This is a genomic window from Calothrix sp. PCC 6303, assembly GCF_000317435.1.
In the GTDB taxonomy this organism is placed as follows: domain Bacteria; phylum Cyanobacteriota; class Cyanobacteriia; order Cyanobacteriales; family Nostocaceae; genus PCC-6303.
Window position 1 is genome coordinate 2,138,299 of sequence record NC_019751.1, and the last position, 20,533, is coordinate 2,158,831.

Consider the following 20,533-nt stretch of genomic DNA (forward strand, 5'->3'; position numbering starts at 1 on the left):
CAGATGAGTGTATTCTTGCTAAAGAAACACTAGGTAGTGAAAAATACAAACATGCTAGCAACAAATATTGATGAGGTAATCAAGACATTAGATTTGATTATTGCTGAGGCAAAAGCAAAGCGCGATCAATATCATACAGGCGATCGCATTGGTTTATTTGCGGCGTTATATCGTCAGGTGACGCTGAAGATTAAAATGGGGATGGAAAGCGGTTATTTTGATGAGTGCGATCGCATGAATCGATTTGCAGCTAAATTTGCTAACCGTTATTTTACCGCGATTGACACCTACAAAAATGGTGATAAACCCACGAAAAGCTGGAAAGTAGCATTTGAAGCCGCTTTACAACCCGATTTTATTATTATTCAGCACCTTTTATTAGGTGTGAATGCTCACATTAATTTAGATTTAGGAATTGTAGCAGCAGAAATTTGTCCAGGTGAGAAATTACAAGGTTTCGCAGGTGATTTTGAGAAAATAAATAATATCATTGCCGATTTACTCAATCCTATTCAGGAAGTTGTCAATCAATTTTCTCCACTTTTAGAAATATTAGACAAAGTTGGCGGTATTACCGACGAAGCAATCGTCAGTTTTAGTATCAAAGAAGCACGTCAAGAAGCTTGGAATCACGCGCAAATTCTCGCACGACAAACCCCAGAACAGCAGCAATCAACAATTATTTCACTTGATAGAAAAGTTGCATTTCTAGGACGCATTGTTGCTAGTCCTAGTCGCATCATTGATAAAGCCATAGAAATCGTAAAATCATCTGAAAGCGATGACATACCATCAATAATTGATGCCCTAAATAGAATTATTAGTGCTTAATCTTGAACCTCGCATGACTGGAAGTCACGCGATTCCTGCTTCAACGATCTCTGCCTGAAATAATTCAGGACTTACAAGTTCTCCACAGGCGTTTTTTACAACCTCCGGCATACCGACGGCGGTTAATAATCTCAAACCCTCACTTAATATATTAAGTGCTGCGTTTTTATCTCTCAAATTATGAGTATTGCAACTAGGACAATTCCATTCACGCAACTTTAAATCCTTAACTAGTGGGTTTACAAAACCACAACAGTTGCAAGTCTGAGATGAGGGGTAAAATGTACCAACTTTTTGCACAATCCTGTCATGCCAAATAGCTTTATATTCAAGCATGACAACAAATTTAGACCAGCTAGCATCTGAAATACTCATTGCCAACTTGTGGTTTTTAACCATGTTAGCAACTCGTAAATCTTCAATACAGATAATACTGTTTTCCTTGATTAGGCGAGTTGACAACTTGTGCAGAAAGTCATCTCTCAAATTGGTAATCCGTTCGTAGATTCGAGCCAGCTTGATTTTCGCTTTGACTCTATTGCTACTACCTTTTGTACTACGGGATAACTTTTTATTTGCTTTGCGTAACTTCTTTAATTGAAGTCGATAATATTTAGGATTTTCTATAACTTCACCTTCGCTAGTAACCAGATAAGATTTAATCCCCAAGTCTAAACCAATATTTTGGGTGCCAATCGGATATTTTTCTATCTCAGTTTCACAGAGGATACTAGCAATATATTTACCAGAAGAAGTCCGAGTAACGGTAACGTTGACAAGCTTTCCAGTAATCTCTTGTGATTTATAAAACTTTATCCATCCTAATTTGGGGAGTTTTAAACGATTCTCTATAATTTGAATGTTTCCATTGGTAAGATTCGTCTTGTAAGATTGCTTGCAACCGTACTTCTTTTTGAATTTGGGGAAGCCGACACCTTTCTTCTTTTTAGACTTCTTCAAGTCAGTGAAAAAGTTTTTGTACGCTGCCTCTAAATTTTTGAGCGAGTTTTGCAGAGCAAATTTATCTACTTCCTTTAACCATTCAATCTCTTTCTTGAGAATAGTTAACTCTTGGCTACAAGTATTGTAGTTTAAGGTTTTCTGCTCAGTTGCATATAACTCTTTCCTTAATGCCAGAAAACGGTTGTACACAAATCTAGCACAACCTATCGTCTTGTTAATTAAGACTTCTTGGTTGTGGCTAGGAATAAGTGCAATTTTAAACGCTTTCTGCATTTTGATTTTAAATAATTGCTTACAATAATTTTATCATAATATGCAATCATTTAAATATAGAAATATGGAGAGCCTAACTCATGACTTGAAGTCACGAGTGTGCGGCTTGCAGAAATCAAACTTACTCTGCGTTAAAAAACTCTTAATCCTCCTCCCCCTCATCGTATATTTGCTGCAACTCCTGCAACTGAGTTCGGCGAGACTTCTGACGATATTTCTTACTATCTAACTTAGGTTCATAGCGACTTTCACCTTTACCGGTGTTTTTCACCTTCAAAGTCGATTCCGGATCAGTTTGTTGATGCAAATGAGTTTGACGCAGCATCGCTTCTTCGACAAACTCTAAATAATGCTCGTAACGTTCCCAATCACCACGCACAACACAATCAGGTTCATCACGATGTAAACAATCACCAAAGCGACAATTTCCCGATGCTAACCTTACCCTCGCTTCAGGAAAATAGTGAATTAATTCTTCAGGAAGACAATCTAAATCCGGTTGATTAAAACCTGGAGTATCAGCCAATAATCCACCATTAGGCAGTTCAAATAACTCTACATGGCGGGTTGTATGTCGTCCCCTCGATAGCTTCCCAGAAACCTCACCAACACGGAGATGAGCATTGGGAATCAACGTATTAATTAAACTGGATTTACCAACACCAGAAGCACCAGCAAGGACGGTAGTTTTACCATTCAAGCATTCTGCCAAACTCAGCAAATTTATACTTTTATATACACTAAAAAATATTGGTTTATAGCCCCAATTTCCGATTCTTTCAGCTATTTCCGACTGTTCATCACTGGAAATCAAATCACACTTATTAAAACATAGCTTTACATCTACGTAAGTAGATTCCGCCTTAGTTAAAAAGCGGCTGAGTTGGTATGGTTCCAAAGGAGGATCAGCCACTGCGAAAACTAAGAGGATTTGGTTAACATTAGCGATCGCAGGTCGATCCAAAGTACTACTACGTGGTAAAACTTCGGCAATTGCCCCACTATTTCCCGTCCAATCAGGCTCTTCAACAATCACGCGATCGCCTACCATCACCTGTTGACCAATTTTCTTTAAGCGGGTGCGACGGGTACAGAGCAAAGTCGTGGCAACTGTATCATTTGCACTCTGTACCCCTAACTTATGACCTTCAACATCAAACTGCACCCGATAATAATTGGCTTGTACAGCTAGCACCGTACCAACTAATTCTCCTACTGTCATGAAGTCTGTTCCGGACGACGAACAAACAGGGAAAAATAGTCAACGCGATCGCTGATTTGTTCAACCTTGTAACCCGCCATAGTCAAACTATCGGGAACCTGTTCAATCGGTTCACCAACATCCAACCAAACCTCCAGCAAACTACCTGGAGGCATTTTCTCTAAACTTAACTTAGTTCTCACGAAATTTAGCGGACAGGGTGTACCGCGTAAATCCAATTGAGCATCGGGAGTCGGGGGGGAAGATACATTCATCGTTGTTGGAAAAAATTTCCCAAAAAACCTTCAAGACCACCTTTGCCAGTGCGATCTCCCTTAATTTTAGCGAGTTTTTCCAGTAGTTCTCTCTCTTCAGGAGTAACTTTTGTCGGGATATCAATTAACACAGTAATTAAATGGTCGCCTCGACTCACAGGATTACCCAAGCGGGGAACACCTCGATTTTCCAAGCGCAAAACAGTATTTGGTTGAGTTCCTGCTGGAATCGTCAATTCTTCCAAACCATCAACAGTATTCACCTGCAAGCGGCAACCCAATACTGCCTGAAGATAACTAACGGTAATGCTGGAAAGAATATTTAAATCTTCGCGCCGAAACTCACTATCTTGATTTACAGATAGCTGTACATACAAATCCCCCGCTGGACCACTGCGCTGACCTGCATCACCTTCCCCAGGAATCCGCAAGCGCAAACCGTCATATACTCCAGCCGGAATCGTGATTTTTAATTGCTTGGCAACCTGATTAGTACCCTTACCACCACAAGCATCACATTTCTCTTCCACCACCATGCCATTACCGTTACAGGTGGGACAGGTGGAAACTTGAGTGAAACTACCAAAGGGAGTTCGGGTTACGCGGCGAACTTGACCTGTACCACCGCAAGTGGAACAAGTCCGGGGACGAGTTCCCGGTTTAGCACCAGAACCGCTACAAACTTCGCAGGTTTCTAAATGGGCAATGCGGATTTGTTTGTCACCACCAAATACAGCTTCACGGAAATCAAGCTTCAAGTCCAACTGCAGATCGTCTCCGCGCACCGGACCACTGCGTCGTCGTTGGGTAGAGCCGGCTCCGGGAGAACCTGCAAAGCCGCTAAAAATACTTTCAAAAATATCGGCAAAGCCACCCATGTCGCCCATATCTTGGAAGCCGCCGCCAGCACTAGCAGCACCTGACACACCAGCTTCACCAAAACGGTCATAGCGCTGCCTAATCTCTGGCTCGGAAAGTACCTCATAGGCACGATTAATCTCTTTAAAGCGTTCCTCTGCCCCTGCCTCTTTGTTCACATCTGGGTGATACTTTCGGGCTAGACGGCGGTAAGCACTTTTAATTTCTTCCTTGTCGGCGTCACGAGAGACACCCAGAATTTCATAATAATCACGAGCCATATCGCAAAGGTGAAAGTTAGAGGGTAGAGAGCAGTAGATGCTAAGGCAATTGCTTTTTTTAGGAACAATTACCGACCTTGAGAGGTAGACTTGCCGCTAGTATCGGCAAAAAGCAACAGTTAAGTTTTATTAAAAATAGATTTTACCTTTTATCTCTTACAAATTACTACTAAGTCACCATCTCTTTTACAATTGTGCTACGGAGCAGGTCAAATCTCCGCCTTTTTTCTATGACGGCTAGCCGCATCATTAGGTGTGGAAAACCGCTCCTAGTTTCTCAATAAAGACGTAGAGTGCTTCCCCTCTAAAGCTCCACGTTAATTTTTCATCAAATTACGGTTCAGACGATTCAGATCGTAATAGTTTGTCAATTATATTTTGACCGAAAACAATGGGATACAAGCCCCGTCCTTCTAGTTAGGTTTTCTGGTAGAATATACCTGCCAAGAATCACCGCCCTATAAGTGCGATGTCTCTACAACCATAATTTTTATCTTGACAGACTAGTACAGTTCGGCGTAAATAAACCTACCATTCACGATTTAAATTCAGTCCTCTAAAAGAGGACTTGTACTATTAGACAACGGTTTATAACCGTTGGCGGGTTGGTGTTCATAATAGTATGCGAACTTACGCCGAGTGGTACTAGTAGACGAAACCTTTGATTTAGTCGTTGATCTTGAGGTGGGGCATTAATACCCATACCCCCACCTGTCAAACCAATTCGCAATACCCGCTATCGTGAGAAGCAAGCTACGCAATTACCAATTTGGTCAATTCTATCTAATCAATCACTTCATAATCACCTTGCAAGCTACCTTCCTCCTCAAAATCAAAGTTAAATTGTGCTGGAATACTTGGATGATTGATTTCGCCTATTTCCGAGTTCAGTGAACTACTGCTAAAATCAATGACTTCACCTGGTTGAGTATTGGCACGATTATAAACTTCAGCCCCAATACTAAATAAGGTTTGTTGAAAATTATCTAAATGTTGCTGGAATTCAATTACTGAAATGTGGGTATCACCCATCACAGCTTTCAGTGCAGACGCTTTTTCATCGGCTTGTAGTTTAATTTGTTCACCAATTAAATTAGCGTTATCTCTAAGGGTTGAATCATAACTAAGCAGCAAATTATCAGCCTGATTTCTCAATCCCACTAATTCAATGCGTTTTTTATCTTCCTCAGCAAATTTTTCTGCTTCCTGACGCATTTTTTCAACTTCATTCAAGCTTAAGCCACCAGTATTAGTAATACGGACGCTTTGCTCTCTGCCTGTTCCTTTATCTTGTGCCGAGACTTGGAGAATACCGTTAACATCAATCTCAAAGGCAACTTCAATTTGAGGGACACCACGGGCAGCAGGAGGAATTCCAGTGAGGAGAAACTTTCCTAGACTTTTATTATCCCGTGCCATTGCCCGCTCACCTTGGAGGACATGAATTTCTACCGAAGTTTGTCCATCGATGGCAGTGGAGAAAACTTGAGATTTACTGGTGGGAATAGTTGTGTTCCGCTCAATTATTTTGGTAAAAACCTCACCCAAGGTTTCAATCCCTAAAGATAGGGGGGTGACATCTAGTAGTAGCAGATTATCCACCTCACCACCCAATACCCCTGCTTGAATAGCTGCACCTAATGCCACAGCTTCATCAGGGTTAATAGAGCGATCTGGGGCTTTACCTTTAAAAAATTTGATTAAGGCGTTTTGGACGGCAGGAATACGCGTAGAGCCACCAACCAAGATGATTTTGTCAATATCTTCAGGTTTGAGGTCAGCATCTTTAAGTGCTTGCGCCATTGGTTCTACTATGGCGGTAATTAAACTGCTAGCGACTTCTTCAAATTTCGAGCGACTTAACTCCATTTCCAGGTGTTTGGGACCTGTGGTATCTGCTGTGATAAAGGGCAGATTTATGGAGGTACTACCCATGGTAGAAAGTTCAATTTTGGCTTTTTCAGCTGCTTCCCGCAGACGTTGCAATGCCATTTTATCGGTAACTAAATCAATACTTTCCTGTTGACGGAAAGTTTCAATCATCCATTCCACGATGGCATTATCGAAATCATCTCCACCTAAGTGGTTGTTACCACAGGTGGCTTTAACTTCAAATACGCCATCACCCAATTGGAGAATGGACACGTCGAATGTACCACCACCAAGGTCAAAAACGAGAATTAGTTGTTCTTGATCCTGTTTATCTAAACCAAATGCCAAAGCTGCGGCTGTAGGTTCATTGATGATTCGCAGAACTTCCATCCCCGCAATGGTGCCAGCATCCTTAGTTGCTTGGCGTTGGGCATCGGTAAAATAGGCAGGTACGGTAATTACGGCTTGGGTAACAGGTTCGCCAAGGAAATTTTCAGCATCCTGTTTGAGCTTTTGCAGTACCATTGCCGAAATTTCTTGGGGGGTGTAATTCCGTCCACGAATTTGCACATCTACGGTATCATCACGACCCTTAACCGATTCATATGGTACGCGATCGCGTTCGGCTTGAGTGTCTTCCCAGCGGCGACCAATAAATCTTTTGATACTAAAAATAGTGTTTTCGGCATTTGTTACAGCTTGGCGTTTTGCCAACTGTCCCACCAAGCGCTCACCACCTTTACCAAACCCAACAATACTTGGAGTTGTTCTACCACCTTCGGAGTTGGCGATCACAATTGGTTGACCACCTTCCAAAACTGCGACGCAACTATTGGTAGTGCCCAAGTCAATTCCAATAACTTTTCCCATAATAATCAGTATTTTTACAGAGTTAATATGTTAGAAACTTACAGAAATTTCTAATCAAAAATTTCCAATTTAAATTGGCACGGACTATCCAAGTTGAGGTACGCAGTGCTGGCTTAGAGCCTAAGGCTCAGGCACGATTGGTCAAAAGTAGTAGAAACAACGATCCACAGGCAATATGCCTGTGGTTGCTGTCTGAGATGGCGAATAAAAATTACACAATGCCACGAACAATCATTTTCCTGGTAAGGAAAATTTAACCCTCGGTTGAACCGGGCTGACTGTCTTCGGAAGCAGGTACATCTTCCTTTGGTGCAGCTACTTTGACCATTGCATGACGCAGCACGCGATCGCCCAAATTATATCCGCGTACTAACTCTTCTAACACTGTTCCCTCCGGATATTCATCCGTAGGTTCGCGCATTACTGCTTCGTGAAGGTTTGGATCAAACATCTCACCTTCGGGACGCATAGGGGAAACACCCAAACGTTTTAAGGAATCTACCAGTTGTTTGTAGACACCTTGATAACTTTTGTGAATGCCCATTTCTCCATCATTTTGGGGTTTAATTTGGGCGCGCGCTCGCTCAAAGTTATCCACTATTGGCAGCAATTCCATAATGGTATTGCGTCTAATTTGCACTTCCAGGTCTTCTTTCTCCTTCTGAGTGCGCTTACGATAGTTCTCAAAATCGGCGGCAATCCGCATGTATTGATTACTACGTTCTTCCACCTGGTTTTTGAGAGATTCTATTTGCTGATCCAATTGTGAATTAGAAACAGTAGTTGCTTGCTCTACACCACTATCGGAGTTGGGCATAGTTGTAGATACATTGGCTGTTGTTTCATTTGCCTCACTACTAGGCTCATTAGCATTGATTTGGTCTAGAGAGTCAGTATTCATTAGTTGCTTTACCTCTAATCTTCTCCTGATTGCTGATTAGTATGATTTATTTTCCTAATCTTCGTCGATGTTCTTGTACCTATCGCCCCAGCAAAATTCGAGCATTAGCTCTGTTGCACTCAGCAATGAGCCAAGTTATCACTTTAGCGCGATTGCATTCACGCAGTCACAGGAGGTTCCTTGTCGTTGCACTTGGCAGCAGGTCTATCTCAGCATCGAATTTTATCTGAAGGTGATGTCACCGTCATCTATTGTGACAAATGCTGAACACCTTAGTTTATTAATATAAGGGCGGCTTTCCGAAAACTTTTAATTCAATTAGTGACTGATTGATATTTTCTCTATTGGTATGACAATTCTTAATAGCAGCATGGGAATACTTGATATCAGAGGTTTCGGCTATCCTTTACTCATCATATGACTTACTCGTCACAACAACGACGCAGCACTGCCCTAGCTACCAGAGCAGAATTTTCTCCCTTTGGCAATAAGCTAGTACAAGTTGGCTTTGTCGATACTGAACAAATGCGGCAAGCGCTAATCGAAAGCCGCAAGTCTGGAAGACCCCTAACTGAAGTATTGGAGTCAATTTCTGGACGACAACTCTCACCTGAATTGCTCAGACTTTATAAGAAGCAGCAGCTGTTTGAACTAAAAATACTCTACGGTGTGGAATATCTCGATCCGGAAGTTAGTCCGGTGGGAGATTCACAAGTGGGAAATTTGATTGAGACTCTCATCCCAGTAGATATTTGTCGTCGTCATCGTTTATTGCCTTTGTCGCGTAATGATGCTCAAAATCCACCATCGGTACTTGTGGCAATGGTGGATCCTGATAATTTGGAAGCATCAGATGACCTCAACCGAATTTTGCGACCGCAAAATTTAGCTTTGCAACGGATGGTAATTACTCAAGAAGATTACCAACAAATCATCAATCAATATTTAGATGAACTTGCGGTTAAACAAAAGCATTTAGAGAAAGAAAAATTTACAGATATTAACCAGGACTTGGAAAATCTTGCCGATCTTGATTTGGCAGAGGCTCCAGATGATATGGATGTTGATTTAGGTTCAGCAATGAAAGGGGCTGAAGATGCTCCAATTATTAGCTTGGTGAACCGAATTTTAGCTAAAGCCTTATCTGAGAAAGTTTCGGATATTCATATTGAACCGCAAGAAGAGAATCTTCGCATCCGCTTTCGTCGAGATGGTGTGTTGCGAGAGGCTTTTGACCCATTACCCAAAAAAATTATTCCTGCGGTTACGGCTCGATTTAAAATCATCTCCAATTTAGATATTGCTGAACGACGTTTACCCCAAGATGGTCGCATCCGCCGGGTTTTTGAAGGACGCAAGGTGGATTTCCGGGTAAATACACTACCTAGCCGCTACGGCGAGAAGGTTGTGTTACGGATTTTGGATAACTCCTCAACTCAATTAGGGTTAGATAAATTAATTACTGACCCGGAAACTTTGGGGATTGTTCAGGATATGGTCAGTCGTCCCTTTGGATTGATTTTGGTGACAGGACCGACTGGTTCAGGTAAAACCACATCGCTATATTCGGCATTAGCGGAACGTAATGACCCTGGAATCAATATTAGTACTGTAGAGGATCCAATTGAGTACAGTTTACCGGGGATTACTCAGGTACAGGTAATAAGGGAAAAAGGGCTAGATTTTGCTACGGCATTACGGGCATTCTTACGCCAAGATCCGGATGTGCTACTGGTGGGGGAAACGCGAGATCGGGAAACCGCAAAAACTGCCATCGAAGCGGCATTAACCGGACACTTAGTTTTAACAACGCTACATACCAATGATGCACCAGGTGCGATCGCACGTTTGGGTGAAATGGGTGTTGAACCATTTATGGTCTCTAGCTCCCTACTTGGTGTTTTGGCACAACGTCTTGTTCGTCGTGTCTGTACAGATTGTCGTATTGCTTACAATCCTTCTACTGAAGAATTGGCACGCTATGGTCTATCTGCTTCTCAAGATGTAGATCTGACTTTTTATAAAGCAAATTCCCTCACTAACGAGCAAATTCAACAGGCTAAGGCAAATAATTCACTTTGCCCAACTTGCGGGGGTGTTGGTTACAAAGGACGCTGCGGTGTTTATGAGGTGATGCGGGTAACTGAACGTCTGCAAACTCTAATTAATGAGGAAGCACCCACCGAACGCATCAAGGAAGTTGCGGTTGAAGATGGGATGAAAACTCTACTTTCTTACAGCCTAGATTTGGTACGTCAAGGACAAACAACTTTGGAAGAAGTTGAGCGGGTGACCTATACAGATACTGGTTTAGAAGCAGAACTGAAGGCAAGACGTAAAAGTAGCCTCACTTGTCGAACCTGTAGTGCAGAACTCAAACCAGAATGGCTGGATTGTCCTTACTGTATGACACCGCGTTTTCAGGACTAGTTAGGAATATCTGAATCGAAACAAAGCAAATCAGGAGCAAAACTATGGAGATGATGATCGAAGATTTGATGGAGCAGATGATTGAAATGGGTGGTTCAGATATGCACCTATCTGCTGGTTTACCTCCCTATTTCCGTATTAGTGGTAAACTCACCCCCATCGGTTCCGATCCTTTGACCCCTGACCAGTGTCAAAGGCTGATTTTTAGTATGTTGAATAATGGTCAGCGCAAAACTTTGGAACAGACTTGGGAATTAGATTGCTCCTATGGTGTCAAAGGGCTAGCACGTTTTCGTGTCAATGTCTATAAAGAGCGTGGTACCTATGCTTGTTGTTTACGTGCTTTGAGTTCCAAAATCCCCAACTTTGATAAATTGGGTCTACCTGATGTTGTTCGGGAAATGTCAGAAAAACCTAGAGGTTTAATCTTAGTTACAGGTCCAACTGGTTCTGGTAAAACCACTACCTTGGCAGCAATGATTGACTTGATTAATCGCACCCGTGCAGAACATATCCTCACAGTTGAAGACCCCATTGAGTTTGTTTACGAACCTGTTAAAAGTCTGATTCACCAACGTCAATTGAATGAAGATACCAAGAGTTTTGCCAATGCCTTAAAAGCAGCTTTGCGAGAAGATCCAGATATTATTCTGGTGGGTGAAATGCGGGATTTGGAAACAATTTCTTTGGCAATTTCGGCAGCAGAAACTGGGCACTTAGTATTTGGTACACTTCACACTAGTTCAGCATCACAAACTGTTGACCGGATTATTGATGTGTTTCCCCACGAAAGACAAACTCAAGTCAGGGTACAGTTATCTAACTCACTAGTTGCAGTATTTAGCCAAACTTTAGTTCCGAAGAAAAGCCCTAAGCCTGGTGAATTTGGTCGAATTATGGCACAGGAAATTATGGTTGTAACTCCTGCTATTTCTAACTTAATTCGTGAAGGTAAAACATCCCAAATTTACTCGGCAATTCAGACTGGAGGTAAGTTAGGAATGAAAACTTTGGAAACAATATTAGCTGACTTATATAAAGCCGGTACTATTTCCTTTGAAGCTGCAATGTCCAAAACTTCCAAACCAGATGAAGTTCAACGTCTAATTGGTGGTGTTCCTCCAGCAGCTGCAAAAGCTGCTGGTGCAACAAGAGCACATTAATTGTTTTAATCTCATGTTCAGGAGACGTTGTGCCAGCGTCTCTATCTAGAAAATATCGGGCTAGATATATTATCATTTAGTAATATTCATCCCCGATAAATCTTTTTCTCAAAATATCAATTAATTAAACGTAAATTTAAATTCCTATTATGCCTACCTTTGTTGCAAAAATTAGAGATACACAGGGAAAATCCCGAACTGAAAAGGTGATAGCAGAATCTATTAATCAAGCTCGGACTAACTTGAGACAGCAAGGTTTTAGCATTCAGGAACTGAAGAAGGAAAACAGCTTAGATTTAAAGCAACTTCTTGATTTTGAAACTCGTTTCGCTACAGTCACTGTTAAAGATAAAGCTGTTTTTTCACGGCAGTTTGCCGCATTGGTGAATGCAGGTGTACCAATAGTTAGAAGCTTGGGAGTATTAGGAGAACAATGTGGAAATCCCAAGTTAAAAAAAGCTTTGATGGAGATTAGTTTAGATGTTCAAAATGGTTTAAATCTTTCTGATTCGATGCGAAAGCACCCAGCTTGCTTTGATGGTTTGTATGTGAGCATGATTCAAGCGGGTGAAGTTGGTGGTGTATTAGATGAAGTTTTAAACCGGTTGGCTAAACTACTAGAAGATACAGCAAGACTACAAAACCAAATTAAATCTGCTATGTCTTACCCCATGGTGGTGGGTTTTATTGCTGTATCAATTTTTCTGGGAATGACTATTTTCTTAATTCCTATTTTTGCCAAGATTTTTGAAGAAATTGGCAACACTTTACCACCTTTAACCCAATTCATGGTTACTCTTAGCGGAATATTAAGGGGTCCACAAATAATAGTTGTAATTCTTGGATTTATTGCTTTTGTAATTGCCTATAAACAATACTATAAAACTCCCATGGGAAGACAAACGATTGACCGTTTGTCTCTAAAAACACCTTTGTTTGGAGATTTAATTCAAAAATCTTCAGTTGCTCGTTTTAGTAGAACTTTTGGTTCTTTAACGCGTTCGGGAGTACCGATTTTAACGTCTTTGGAAATTGTTCGTGATACTTCAGGAAATCAAGTTGTTGCAAATGCCATTGATGCGGCACGTTTTGAAGTTCAACAAGGGGGTATGATTAGTTTTGCATTGCAGAAAGAAAAAGTTTTTCCACCAATGGCATTACAAATGATTAGTATTGGAGAAGAAACTGGTGAAATAGATGCAATGTTGATGAAAATTGCAGATTTTTATGAGGATGAGGTTGAACAAGCTGTGAAGGCTTTAACAAGTATCTTAGAACCAGTGATGATTGTGGTTTTAGGTGGAATGGTGGGAACTATTTTGCTTTCGATGTATTTACCACTGTTCAAAGTTTTCGATACATTAGGTTAAGGAAATACAAATATTAAAGAGTGACGCGACATATCTCGTCTCTACGGTTTTCAGGTTATGTTTTGAAAGTTAGATACTGGTTAGTTCACTTTTGAATTTTTTGAATTCAAGAGTGATTTTGCTGTAAAAAATTCTTGACGGTTTGGTTAAATATCTCTGGTTTTGTTAAAAATGCCCAATGATTTCCGGGAACTTGAGATATTTCGAGGTGTTTGAGGTAGGTTTTGTATGGTTTGAGTTGCCATTCCAGACGATTTACACCTTTTTCTGGCTGAATAAATAGGGTGGGTATGTAAATTGGTGTAGTTAAACCAGGTACACGCATCACTTCTTCAAAGATGCGATCGCGTGCTGCTATGGTGAACTTACTGCCGTAACTCCCATCACTTTTTTGCTCAATTCCACCTGCGAACACTTTTTGTTGTAAATCTGTCCAATCTTGGTATTGATTTGAAGTTTTGGCTTTAGCTTCTGCGGCTTCATAACTGCTAAAAGGTCCCATTCCTTGGAGAAAGGGCAATACTCTGTACAGCAGGGGAAAAGTCAGTTTGAAAATACTTGGTATCTTCCAAATAAAAATCGGATCTACCAAAACCAGACTTTTGATGCGTTGAGGGTTTTGGGTTGCCCAAATTGTGGCGAGTTTACCTGACCAAGAATGGGCGACAATATGAGCAGACGACCAACCTACGGAATCCATCAAGTTTTCCAAGTCAGCGATCGCACTTTCAAAGCTATAGTCGTTTTCTGGTTTACTACTATCCCCATGACCGCGCATATCGGGGGCAATAATATCATAATCTGACCCTAGATACTCGCCCAAAGCCGACCAAACCAGTCCATGGTCAGCCATCCCATGCAATAGTAACAATGGCTCCTGGGGATGATTCCAACGCAAATAAGATAACTGAACATTTGCTGTAGATAGTGTGTGACGTTCCGGCATTTAGGAAAATTGAAAAATTAGCAATCAGAATAGACGGCAGATTTTAGAGAAATAAAGGCAATCTGTAGAGACGAGACATGTCGCGTCTCTCTTAGTTTGTTTTATTTTCTAAATATTCAACATTCGCGCTAGCGCATCTGGCAATGGCAAAATGATCAATACCAGTAATGCCATAGCAGCTAAACCCCAAAAATCCCGCTTGTTATCAAGTTCTGTGACATCATTCAAAGCGGGTTCATCGATGAGGGGGATGAATAATACAATAATTGCCCAGAGAAAAAACTCTGGCTGTATCAACGAGATCACTAACAACAATAAACGGGCAATTTGACCAATCACCAGGGCATTACGCTGACCAAACATGGCGTGAATGATGTGACCTCCGTCCAATTGTCCCACAGGCATGAGATTTAAAGCGGTGATAATTAAACCAAATACACCAGCAACAGCAACTGGATGCAAAGAGATAGCAGAATCTGCTGTTAGTTTGGCACCTAAAACCATTTTGGCGATGATTGCCACTAAGATTGAATATTGAGGATTTAGGGCATTTAAGGATTGACCGCTCAATAAGCCCAGTTGTGTAGTGTTAGAAACAATTTGCGAATGGGCTAATCCCCAAATTAGTAGTGGCAAAGTTGCGACAAAACCCGTAAATGGTCCCGCAATGCCTACATCGAATAAGGCTTTACGGTTGGGAATTGGACTTCGCATCTGAATAAATGCCCCAAAAGTCCCTAAAAATAAGGGCATGGGAATAAAATAAGGCAGTGTTGAGCGAATTTTATACCGACGTGAGGTGAAGTAGTGTCCCAGTTCGTGCAACCCTAAAATTGTCATCAATGTCAAAGCATAGGGCAATCCTTGGAAGAAAATTGTCGGCTGAGATTGGAGTTGTTCAATTTTAAAGCCAGCAACTTGCATACCGACAAAAGTTGTTGTCAGTAGGGTTGTAAATAGCATGATCAGGGCTAATCCCGGACGTGTTAATTTATCTTGAGCGTGGGGATTATTTTTAGCTAATTGAGGGTTAGGAACAAGGACAAAAAAAGGTTTACCATTAAAGCCTTCTTGGAAAATTAGCACAAAGCGATCGCTAAATTTTTCCTGGATATTTTCTTTAATCCGTTCATAAGCTTCAGCCGCATCCATCCGTAATTGTCCCCGACAAATCACAGCTTGTGGTTTATATTCGATATTTTGCAGAAAATATACCGACCAAGGGAAACAATCTCTAAGTTGAACTTCTTCCCCGATTTCAATTGGGCGGACTACAACTGGTTCTGGAATCGGATGTATAATTTGCGGTGATTCTGCTGTTGGTAGTTCAGTTTGGGTTGGGGTTTTTCCCGAAGAGTCTGAGGAAGGGTAACGACGACCCCACATAAACAGAACCAAATACAATAAAGTACTAATTGCCACAGAAGAGATAATCAGAGCCTGCGGTGGTGCTTGTTGTTTTCCTACAACTATCGAAAGTACCCAAATAGTTGGAGGTATCATCAACACTAACCACAGCAACCATACGGGTGTTTTGGTTAGGCTAGTGACGATCCGTTGCACCATCAGATAGGTAATTAATCCCAAAAATAGGAGAATCCAGACTTCCATTTTATCTTTACTTGCCTTAAAAACGTCTTGCCTATAGCCTTAGCACCACCAAAACTAATTTTGAGGCAGAACTTGTACTTTTTCCCGCAGATAAGTTAATTGCTGGGAAAATAGACACAAAAATATGACTTGTTAGCTTTTCAATTTTACTATTCGCCATCAAAAATTAATCCAGTATTGGCAATAGATATTTGAATTCAAGATAGATTTGGTCTAAGTATAATTATCCACCACTATTTGAGCTAAGTTTTCATATGTTTGCCTTAAATGCCGAGCCAGAGCCAAGTTTTGTCAACAAACAGCCACGGGTTGTACTGAATCAGATTTTTGCATTTCCGCCTAATCGGGACACACTGGGAGGAACTTCTTACTTTATTGTAAGAAACGAAGGCAATATTTTGATCGATTGCCCTGCCATCAACGAAATTAATCAAGAGTTTATCAACTTAAACGGAGGAATTAGTTGGATATTTTTGACTCATCGTGGTGCCATTGGAAAAACTGGGGAAATTCAACAGCGATTCGGTTGTAAGATTCTGATTCAAGAACAGGAAGCTTATTTATTACCAGAACTAAATGTTACTACTTTTTTTCAAGAATTTACGTTGGATTCACAAATCCAGATAATTTGGACACCTGGGCATTCTCCTGGTTCTTCTTGCTTATATTATGGCAATGGAGATGGTGTTCTGTTTACTGGTAGACATTTACTTCCCAACACTCAGGGTGAACCTGTACCTTTGCGAACTGCGAAGACTTTCCACTGGCGACGGCAGATTGATAGCATTAAACTACTTGCGAATCGTTTTGATTTAGATACACTCAGATATATTTGCCCTGGAGGAAATACAGGCTTTCTCCGAGGTGAATACGCCATTGATTCTGCGTATAAATATTTAAAACAATTCAACTATGATGCTTTATTGAGTACATCTGTAATGATGTAAAAACCTTAGTGATGTCAAAGACCCTATTTTTTGTGGGCAACAAAACAGTGGAAAGACGTGACATGTCACGTCTCTACGTCTAAAACAATACTATCAACTGTATTTAAACCCCTCCCACAACAACTGATTTTTGTGTAAGCAAATTAACTGCTGCTTGATATTGAGGGTCATCCTTAGTGGCAATCTTGTCGCGTGTCAATCCTTCAGATGCCACTACCTGATCTGGCTTAATCCCCAATTTATTAATATCGCGGTGATTTGGAGTTTCATATTTAGCGATTGTGACCGCTAAACCAGAGCCATCAGACAGTTCAAATAAAGATTGAATCAAACCCTTGCCAAAGGTGGTTTCCCCTACCAAGGTAGCGCGGTGGTTATCTTGTAAGGCACCTGCGAGAATTTCGCTAGCGCTGGCTGTTCCTTGATTAACCAAGATGACTAGGGGATCTTGGGTGAGGGCAGAACTAAATGCTTCATAATTACCTTGAATGCCTTGACGATTTACGGTGTAGACGATGATGCCAGAATCAAGCCATTGACGGGCGATTTCCACCCCAGCTTGCAGTAAGCCACCCGGATTGTTGCGTAAATCAAGAATATAGGCATTTGCGCCTTGTTTTTCCAGATTAGATATGGCATGTGCCAACTCCATGGGAGCATTGGCATTAAATTGGGTGAGACGGATATAACCAATAGGTTTACCTTGGGGAGATTTTTTTAGTTCAACCACAACCGGATTTAGGGCAATGCGATCGCGTGTTAATTTGACCTCCCGCTGGCTCTTGTCTTCGCCCTCAATTAACAAAGTGACAGAACTACCACTTGCACCCCGCATCTTGGCTGCGGCTTCATCTAGGGTCAATTTGGCGGTGGAAATCCCCTCTATTTGGAGAATGCGATCGCGTGGTTGAATCCCTGCTTTCTCCGCCGGAGAACCAGCAATGGGGGCAACAACTTGCAATTGACCAGTTTGTGCATCTAGGGCAATTTGTAAACCCACCCCAGTTAACTCTCCAGAGGTATTGACCTGTAGACTGCGATACTGTTCGGGATCTAAAAAACGGGTAAATGGATCATCAAGGGTTTTGAGCATAGTTTGCACAGCAACATACGCTCCTTGTTGATCTTTGATGGGCTTGCCTAAAACCTTTTGCCTAACTTCTGCCCAATTTTGATGGTTGAATGTCTCATCAAGATAATTCCGATTGACAATTCTCCATACCTCGGAAACCAGCTTTTGCTCCTCAGTCAGCGCCAAAGCTGGCGCTGCGAAACCGCAAAACCCAATCCAAAACGCCATTAACAGCGATATAACTCCAACAGCCTGTTTGTGCATGAACCACATTCTCAGTTTCACTTTCAACCCAAAATTGCCTAAAGTTTGCCCAGTTACTTGATCATTGATGAAATCTATCTCTCGACTATGTTACTTTTTTTATAGAAGTGATGCATTGTTGAATTGTCAGAATAAGCAATTTTTACCAGCACATGCTCCTCACTAAACGTTAAAATCGTCTTTGTATCTATCATCCTGCATGGTTGAGAACAGAGCGAACGCAATACATATTTTTTGCAGAGTGTTAAGTTTCTGAGAACGATCACTACTCTGACGGCTAATTGAAAAACCAATGAGCCGCAATTCTACAACCGCAATTGATTTTTAGGAACTTGAGATTGTATGTCAAACGTGTACGACTGGTTTGAGGAGCGCTTGGAAATTCAAGCGATCGCTGATGACGTTTCTACCAAGTACGTCCCTCCTCACGTTAATATTTTTTACTGTTTAGGTGGTATCACCTTGACTTGCTTCTTGATCCAGTTTGCAACTGGGTTTGCCATGACTTTCTACTATAAGCCAACAGTTGCTGAAGCTTACTCTTCAGTACAGTACCTCATGAATGAGGTTAACTTTGGCTGGTTGATTCGCTCCATTCACCGCTGGTCTGCCAGCATGATGGTCTTGATGATGATTCTCCACGTTTTCCGCGTTTATTTAACTGGTGGTTTCAAAAAACCCCGCGAATTAACCTGGGTAACTGGAGTTCTTCTTGCTGTGATCACTGTATCCTTCGGCGTAACAGGTTACTCATTGCCTTGGGACCAAGTTGGTTACTGGGCTGTAAAAATCGTAAGTGGTGTACCCGAAGCTATTCCCGTAGTTGGTACCCTCATCGCTGATTTACTTCGTGGTGGTTCTAGTGTTGGACAATCAACTCTTACCCGCTACTATAGCGCTCACACCTTCGTATTACCTTGGCTGATTGCAGTTTTCATGCTCTTGCACTTCTTAATGATCCGCAAACAAGGCATTTCTGGACCATTGTAATTGTAAGTAGTCAAGGAACCGCTACAAAAGTTCAGTTACAAAGCCTGCTGTTTGTTTTAAACTTATCATTAGTCAGATACTTTTGACACATAGGAAACATCAGCACCAAACTTCAAAAGATAACGCTCAAAGCTGGATATCCTCAAGTTCACGAGTCAACAGCACCAGCGTTAGGGTAACTGAACCTAACAGCTATAACAAATGCTTTAATTCACCAAGAGAGCACCTTCAAAAATGGCAACAATTAAAAAACCCGATCTGAGCGATCCTCAACTAAGAGCTAAATTGGCTAAAGGCATGGGTCACAATTACTATGGTGAACCTGCATGGCCCAATGACCTACTTTACATTTTCCCTGTTGTAATTATGGGTTCATTTGCTTGTATCGCAGCTTTAGCAGTTTTAGACCCTGCAATGACTGGAGAACCCGCAAATCCCTTCGCAACTCCTTTAGAAATTTTGCCTGAGTGGTATTTATACCCTGTATTTCAAATTTTGCGCTCTGTTCCTAACAAATTGTTAGGAGTATTGGCAATGGCTTCAGTCCCATTGGGATTGATTCTTGTTCCCTTCATTGAGAACATCAATAAGTTCCAAAACCCCTTCCGTCGTCCGGTAGCAACTACTGTATTCATGATTGGTACTTTGGTTACTCTCTGGTTGGGTATTGGTGCAACTTTGCCCATCGACAAATCTTTCAGCTTAGGGCTGTTCTAGTTTGTAGACTATAACCAGTATTTTATGCTTGTTTAGCGGTCATTTTAGTGCCTGTAAGTTTTAAAAGTGCTACGAGTTAGTGCTTTTAAAACTGTACAGGCATTAGTTTTTGTAATTAAAAATACATCATAATTTTACATTTTAAGGTAAAATACTGATCCAAAACCTCAAACTAATTAAGTTATAAAGGTAGTAGCAACTTTTCATCCCTTTAGTATTTAAGTCAAGGTCAATGCTTAGCATGGTGCAGCGAGACCATCTGATGGTAAAGAGCGAACTTAAGCTTTTAAACGTTGTGCAAGAATGGTTTGAGCAATTTTGCTCAAAGTATATCTCGCATCTTGGTCGATCAGACAGTCAATTATATCGTCTTAATTTAGCGCTGGCAGAAGGTTTCACCAATGCCGTTCGCCATGCTCATCATACTTTACCACCAGAAACAGCTATCGATATTGATCTTTCCCTCTGGGATGATCGATTAGAGATTAGAATTTGGGATCGTGGTAAACCTTTCAACCCGGATGCGATCGCAGAACCAGAACCAGGTACTCTACAGGTGGGAGGATATGGTTGGTTCCTATTGCGACGATTAGTTGATCGGGTTGTTTATGAACGGACTTCAGACGAAAGAAATTGTCTGTTGATTGTCAAATATGGCTTGGAAACAAGATAGGAGTTAGCAGTTATCAGGGGGACTT

At 41.3% G+C, this 20,533-nt stretch carries 17 protein-coding genes; 8 read left to right on the top strand and 9 right to left on the bottom strand.

Going from position 1 to position 20,533, the window contains the following annotated elements; all coding sequences use genetic code 11:
* Window positions 1-51 precede the first annotated feature (51 nt).
* Window positions 52-831, top strand: coding sequence for a DUF5995 family protein (locus CAL6303_RS08690; protein WP_015197472.1), 780 nt, complete (start codon window positions 52-54; stop codon window positions 829-831).
* A gap of 24 nt (window positions 832-855) precedes the next feature.
* On the opposite strand, the gene tnpB is transcribed toward CAL6303_RS08690, so the two are convergent.
* From tnpB to grpE, 6 genes are all read right to left on the bottom strand, one after another.
* Window positions 856-2,067: an IS200/IS605 family element RNA-guided endonuclease TnpB gene (gene tnpB, locus CAL6303_RS08695; RefSeq protein WP_015197473.1), complete on the bottom strand. Its 1,212-nt coding sequence runs from the start codon at window positions 2,065-2,067 to the stop codon at window positions 856-858.
* A gap of 142 nt (window positions 2,068-2,209) precedes the next feature.
* On the bottom strand, window positions 2,210-3,289 hold the full coding sequence (rsgA, locus tag CAL6303_RS08700) for a small ribosomal subunit biogenesis GTPase RsgA (RefSeq protein WP_015197474.1): 1,080 nt from the start codon (window positions 3,287-3,289) through the stop codon (window positions 2,210-2,212).
* On the bottom strand, window positions 3,286-3,543 hold the full coding sequence (locus CAL6303_RS08705; protein WP_015197475.1) for a sulfurtransferase TusA family protein: 258 nt from the start codon (window positions 3,541-3,543) through the stop codon (window positions 3,286-3,288). The genes rsgA and CAL6303_RS08705 overlap by 4 nt, the downstream gene beginning before the upstream one ends.
* Entirely contained in the window at window positions 3,540-4,682 is a 1,143-nt protein-coding gene (gene dnaJ / locus CAL6303_RS08710; RefSeq protein ID WP_015197476.1) for a molecular chaperone DnaJ, read from the bottom strand. The genes CAL6303_RS08705 and dnaJ overlap by 4 nt, the downstream gene beginning before the upstream one ends.
* 783 nt (window positions 4,683-5,465) lie before the next feature.
* A complete protein-coding gene (gene dnaK, locus CAL6303_RS08715) occupies window positions 5,466-7,424 on the bottom strand; it encodes a molecular chaperone DnaK (RefSeq protein WP_015197477.1) in 1,959 nt (652 codons plus the stop codon).
* A 253-nt stretch (window positions 7,425-7,677) separates the two neighbouring features.
* Window positions 7,678-8,325 (bottom strand): nucleotide exchange factor GrpE, encoded by a 648-nt coding sequence (gene grpE, locus CAL6303_RS08720; protein ID WP_015197478.1) that lies wholly within the window; start codon window positions 8,323-8,325, stop codon window positions 7,678-7,680.
* A gap of 417 nt (window positions 8,326-8,742) precedes the next feature.
* Here grpE and CAL6303_RS08725 point away from each other — a divergent pair, with 417 nt between their 5' ends.
* The 3 genes from CAL6303_RS08725 (at window position 8,743) to CAL6303_RS08735 (ending at window position 13,288) form a co-directional block, all read left to right on the top strand.
* Window positions 8,743-10,755 (top strand): GspE/PulE family protein, encoded by a 2,013-nt coding sequence (locus tag CAL6303_RS08725; protein ID WP_015197479.1) that lies wholly within the window; start codon window positions 8,743-8,745, stop codon window positions 10,753-10,755.
* Between the two features lie 44 nt (window positions 10,756-10,799).
* Window positions 10,800-11,918, top strand: a complete 1,119-nt coding sequence (locus tag CAL6303_RS08730; RefSeq protein WP_015197480.1) for a type IV pilus twitching motility protein PilT — start codon at window positions 10,800-10,802, stop codon at window positions 11,916-11,918.
* Between the two features lie 149 nt (window positions 11,919-12,067).
* Window positions 12,068-13,288 (top strand): type II secretion system F family protein, encoded by a 1,221-nt coding sequence (locus CAL6303_RS08735; RefSeq protein ID WP_015197481.1) that lies wholly within the window; start codon window positions 12,068-12,070, stop codon window positions 13,286-13,288.
* 106 nt (window positions 13,289-13,394) lie between these two features.
* Here CAL6303_RS08735 and CAL6303_RS08740 read toward each other — a convergent pair whose 3' ends face one another.
* On the bottom strand, window positions 13,395-14,234 hold the full coding sequence (locus tag CAL6303_RS08740; protein ID WP_015197482.1) for an alpha/beta fold hydrolase: 840 nt from the start codon (window positions 14,232-14,234) through the stop codon (window positions 13,395-13,397).
* A 108-nt stretch (window positions 14,235-14,342) separates the two neighbouring features.
* Window positions 14,343-15,845 carry a site-2 protease family protein gene (locus CAL6303_RS08745; protein WP_015197483.1) on the bottom strand — a complete coding sequence of 501 codons (1,503 nt, stop codon included), beginning with the start codon at window positions 15,843-15,845 and terminating at the stop codon, window positions 14,343-14,345.
* A gap of 254 nt (window positions 15,846-16,099) precedes the next feature.
* On the opposite strand from CAL6303_RS08745, the gene CAL6303_RS08750 reads away from it, so the two are divergent.
* Window positions 16,100-16,792 carry an MBL fold metallo-hydrolase gene (locus tag CAL6303_RS08750; protein WP_015197484.1) on the top strand — a complete coding sequence of 231 codons (693 nt, stop codon included), beginning with the start codon at window positions 16,100-16,102 and terminating at the stop codon, window positions 16,790-16,792.
* Between the two features lie 103 nt (window positions 16,793-16,895).
* Here CAL6303_RS08750 and ctpA read toward each other — a convergent pair whose 3' ends face one another.
* Complete coding sequence (ctpA, locus tag CAL6303_RS08755) at window positions 16,896-18,137, bottom strand: carboxyl-terminal processing protease CtpA (RefSeq protein WP_041739300.1); 1,242 nt, start codon at window positions 18,135-18,137, stop codon at window positions 16,896-16,898.
* A 333-nt stretch (window positions 18,138-18,470) separates the two neighbouring features.
* On the opposite strand from ctpA, the gene petB reads away from it, so the two are divergent.
* From petB to CAL6303_RS08770, 3 genes are all read left to right on the top strand, one after another.
* A complete protein-coding gene (petB, locus tag CAL6303_RS08760; protein ID WP_015197486.1) occupies window positions 18,471-19,118 on the top strand; it encodes a cytochrome b6 in 648 nt (215 codons plus the stop codon).
* A 234-nt stretch (window positions 19,119-19,352) separates the two neighbouring features.
* Window positions 19,353-19,835: a cytochrome b6-f complex subunit IV gene (petD, locus tag CAL6303_RS08765; protein WP_015197487.1), complete on the top strand. Its 483-nt coding sequence runs from the start codon at window positions 19,353-19,355 to the stop codon at window positions 19,833-19,835.
* 232 nt (window positions 19,836-20,067) lie between these two features.
* On the top strand, window positions 20,068-20,508 hold the full coding sequence (locus tag CAL6303_RS08770; RefSeq protein ID WP_041739303.1) for an ATP-binding protein: 441 nt from the start codon (window positions 20,068-20,070) through the stop codon (window positions 20,506-20,508).
* Window positions 20,509-20,533: the final 25 nt, after the last annotated feature.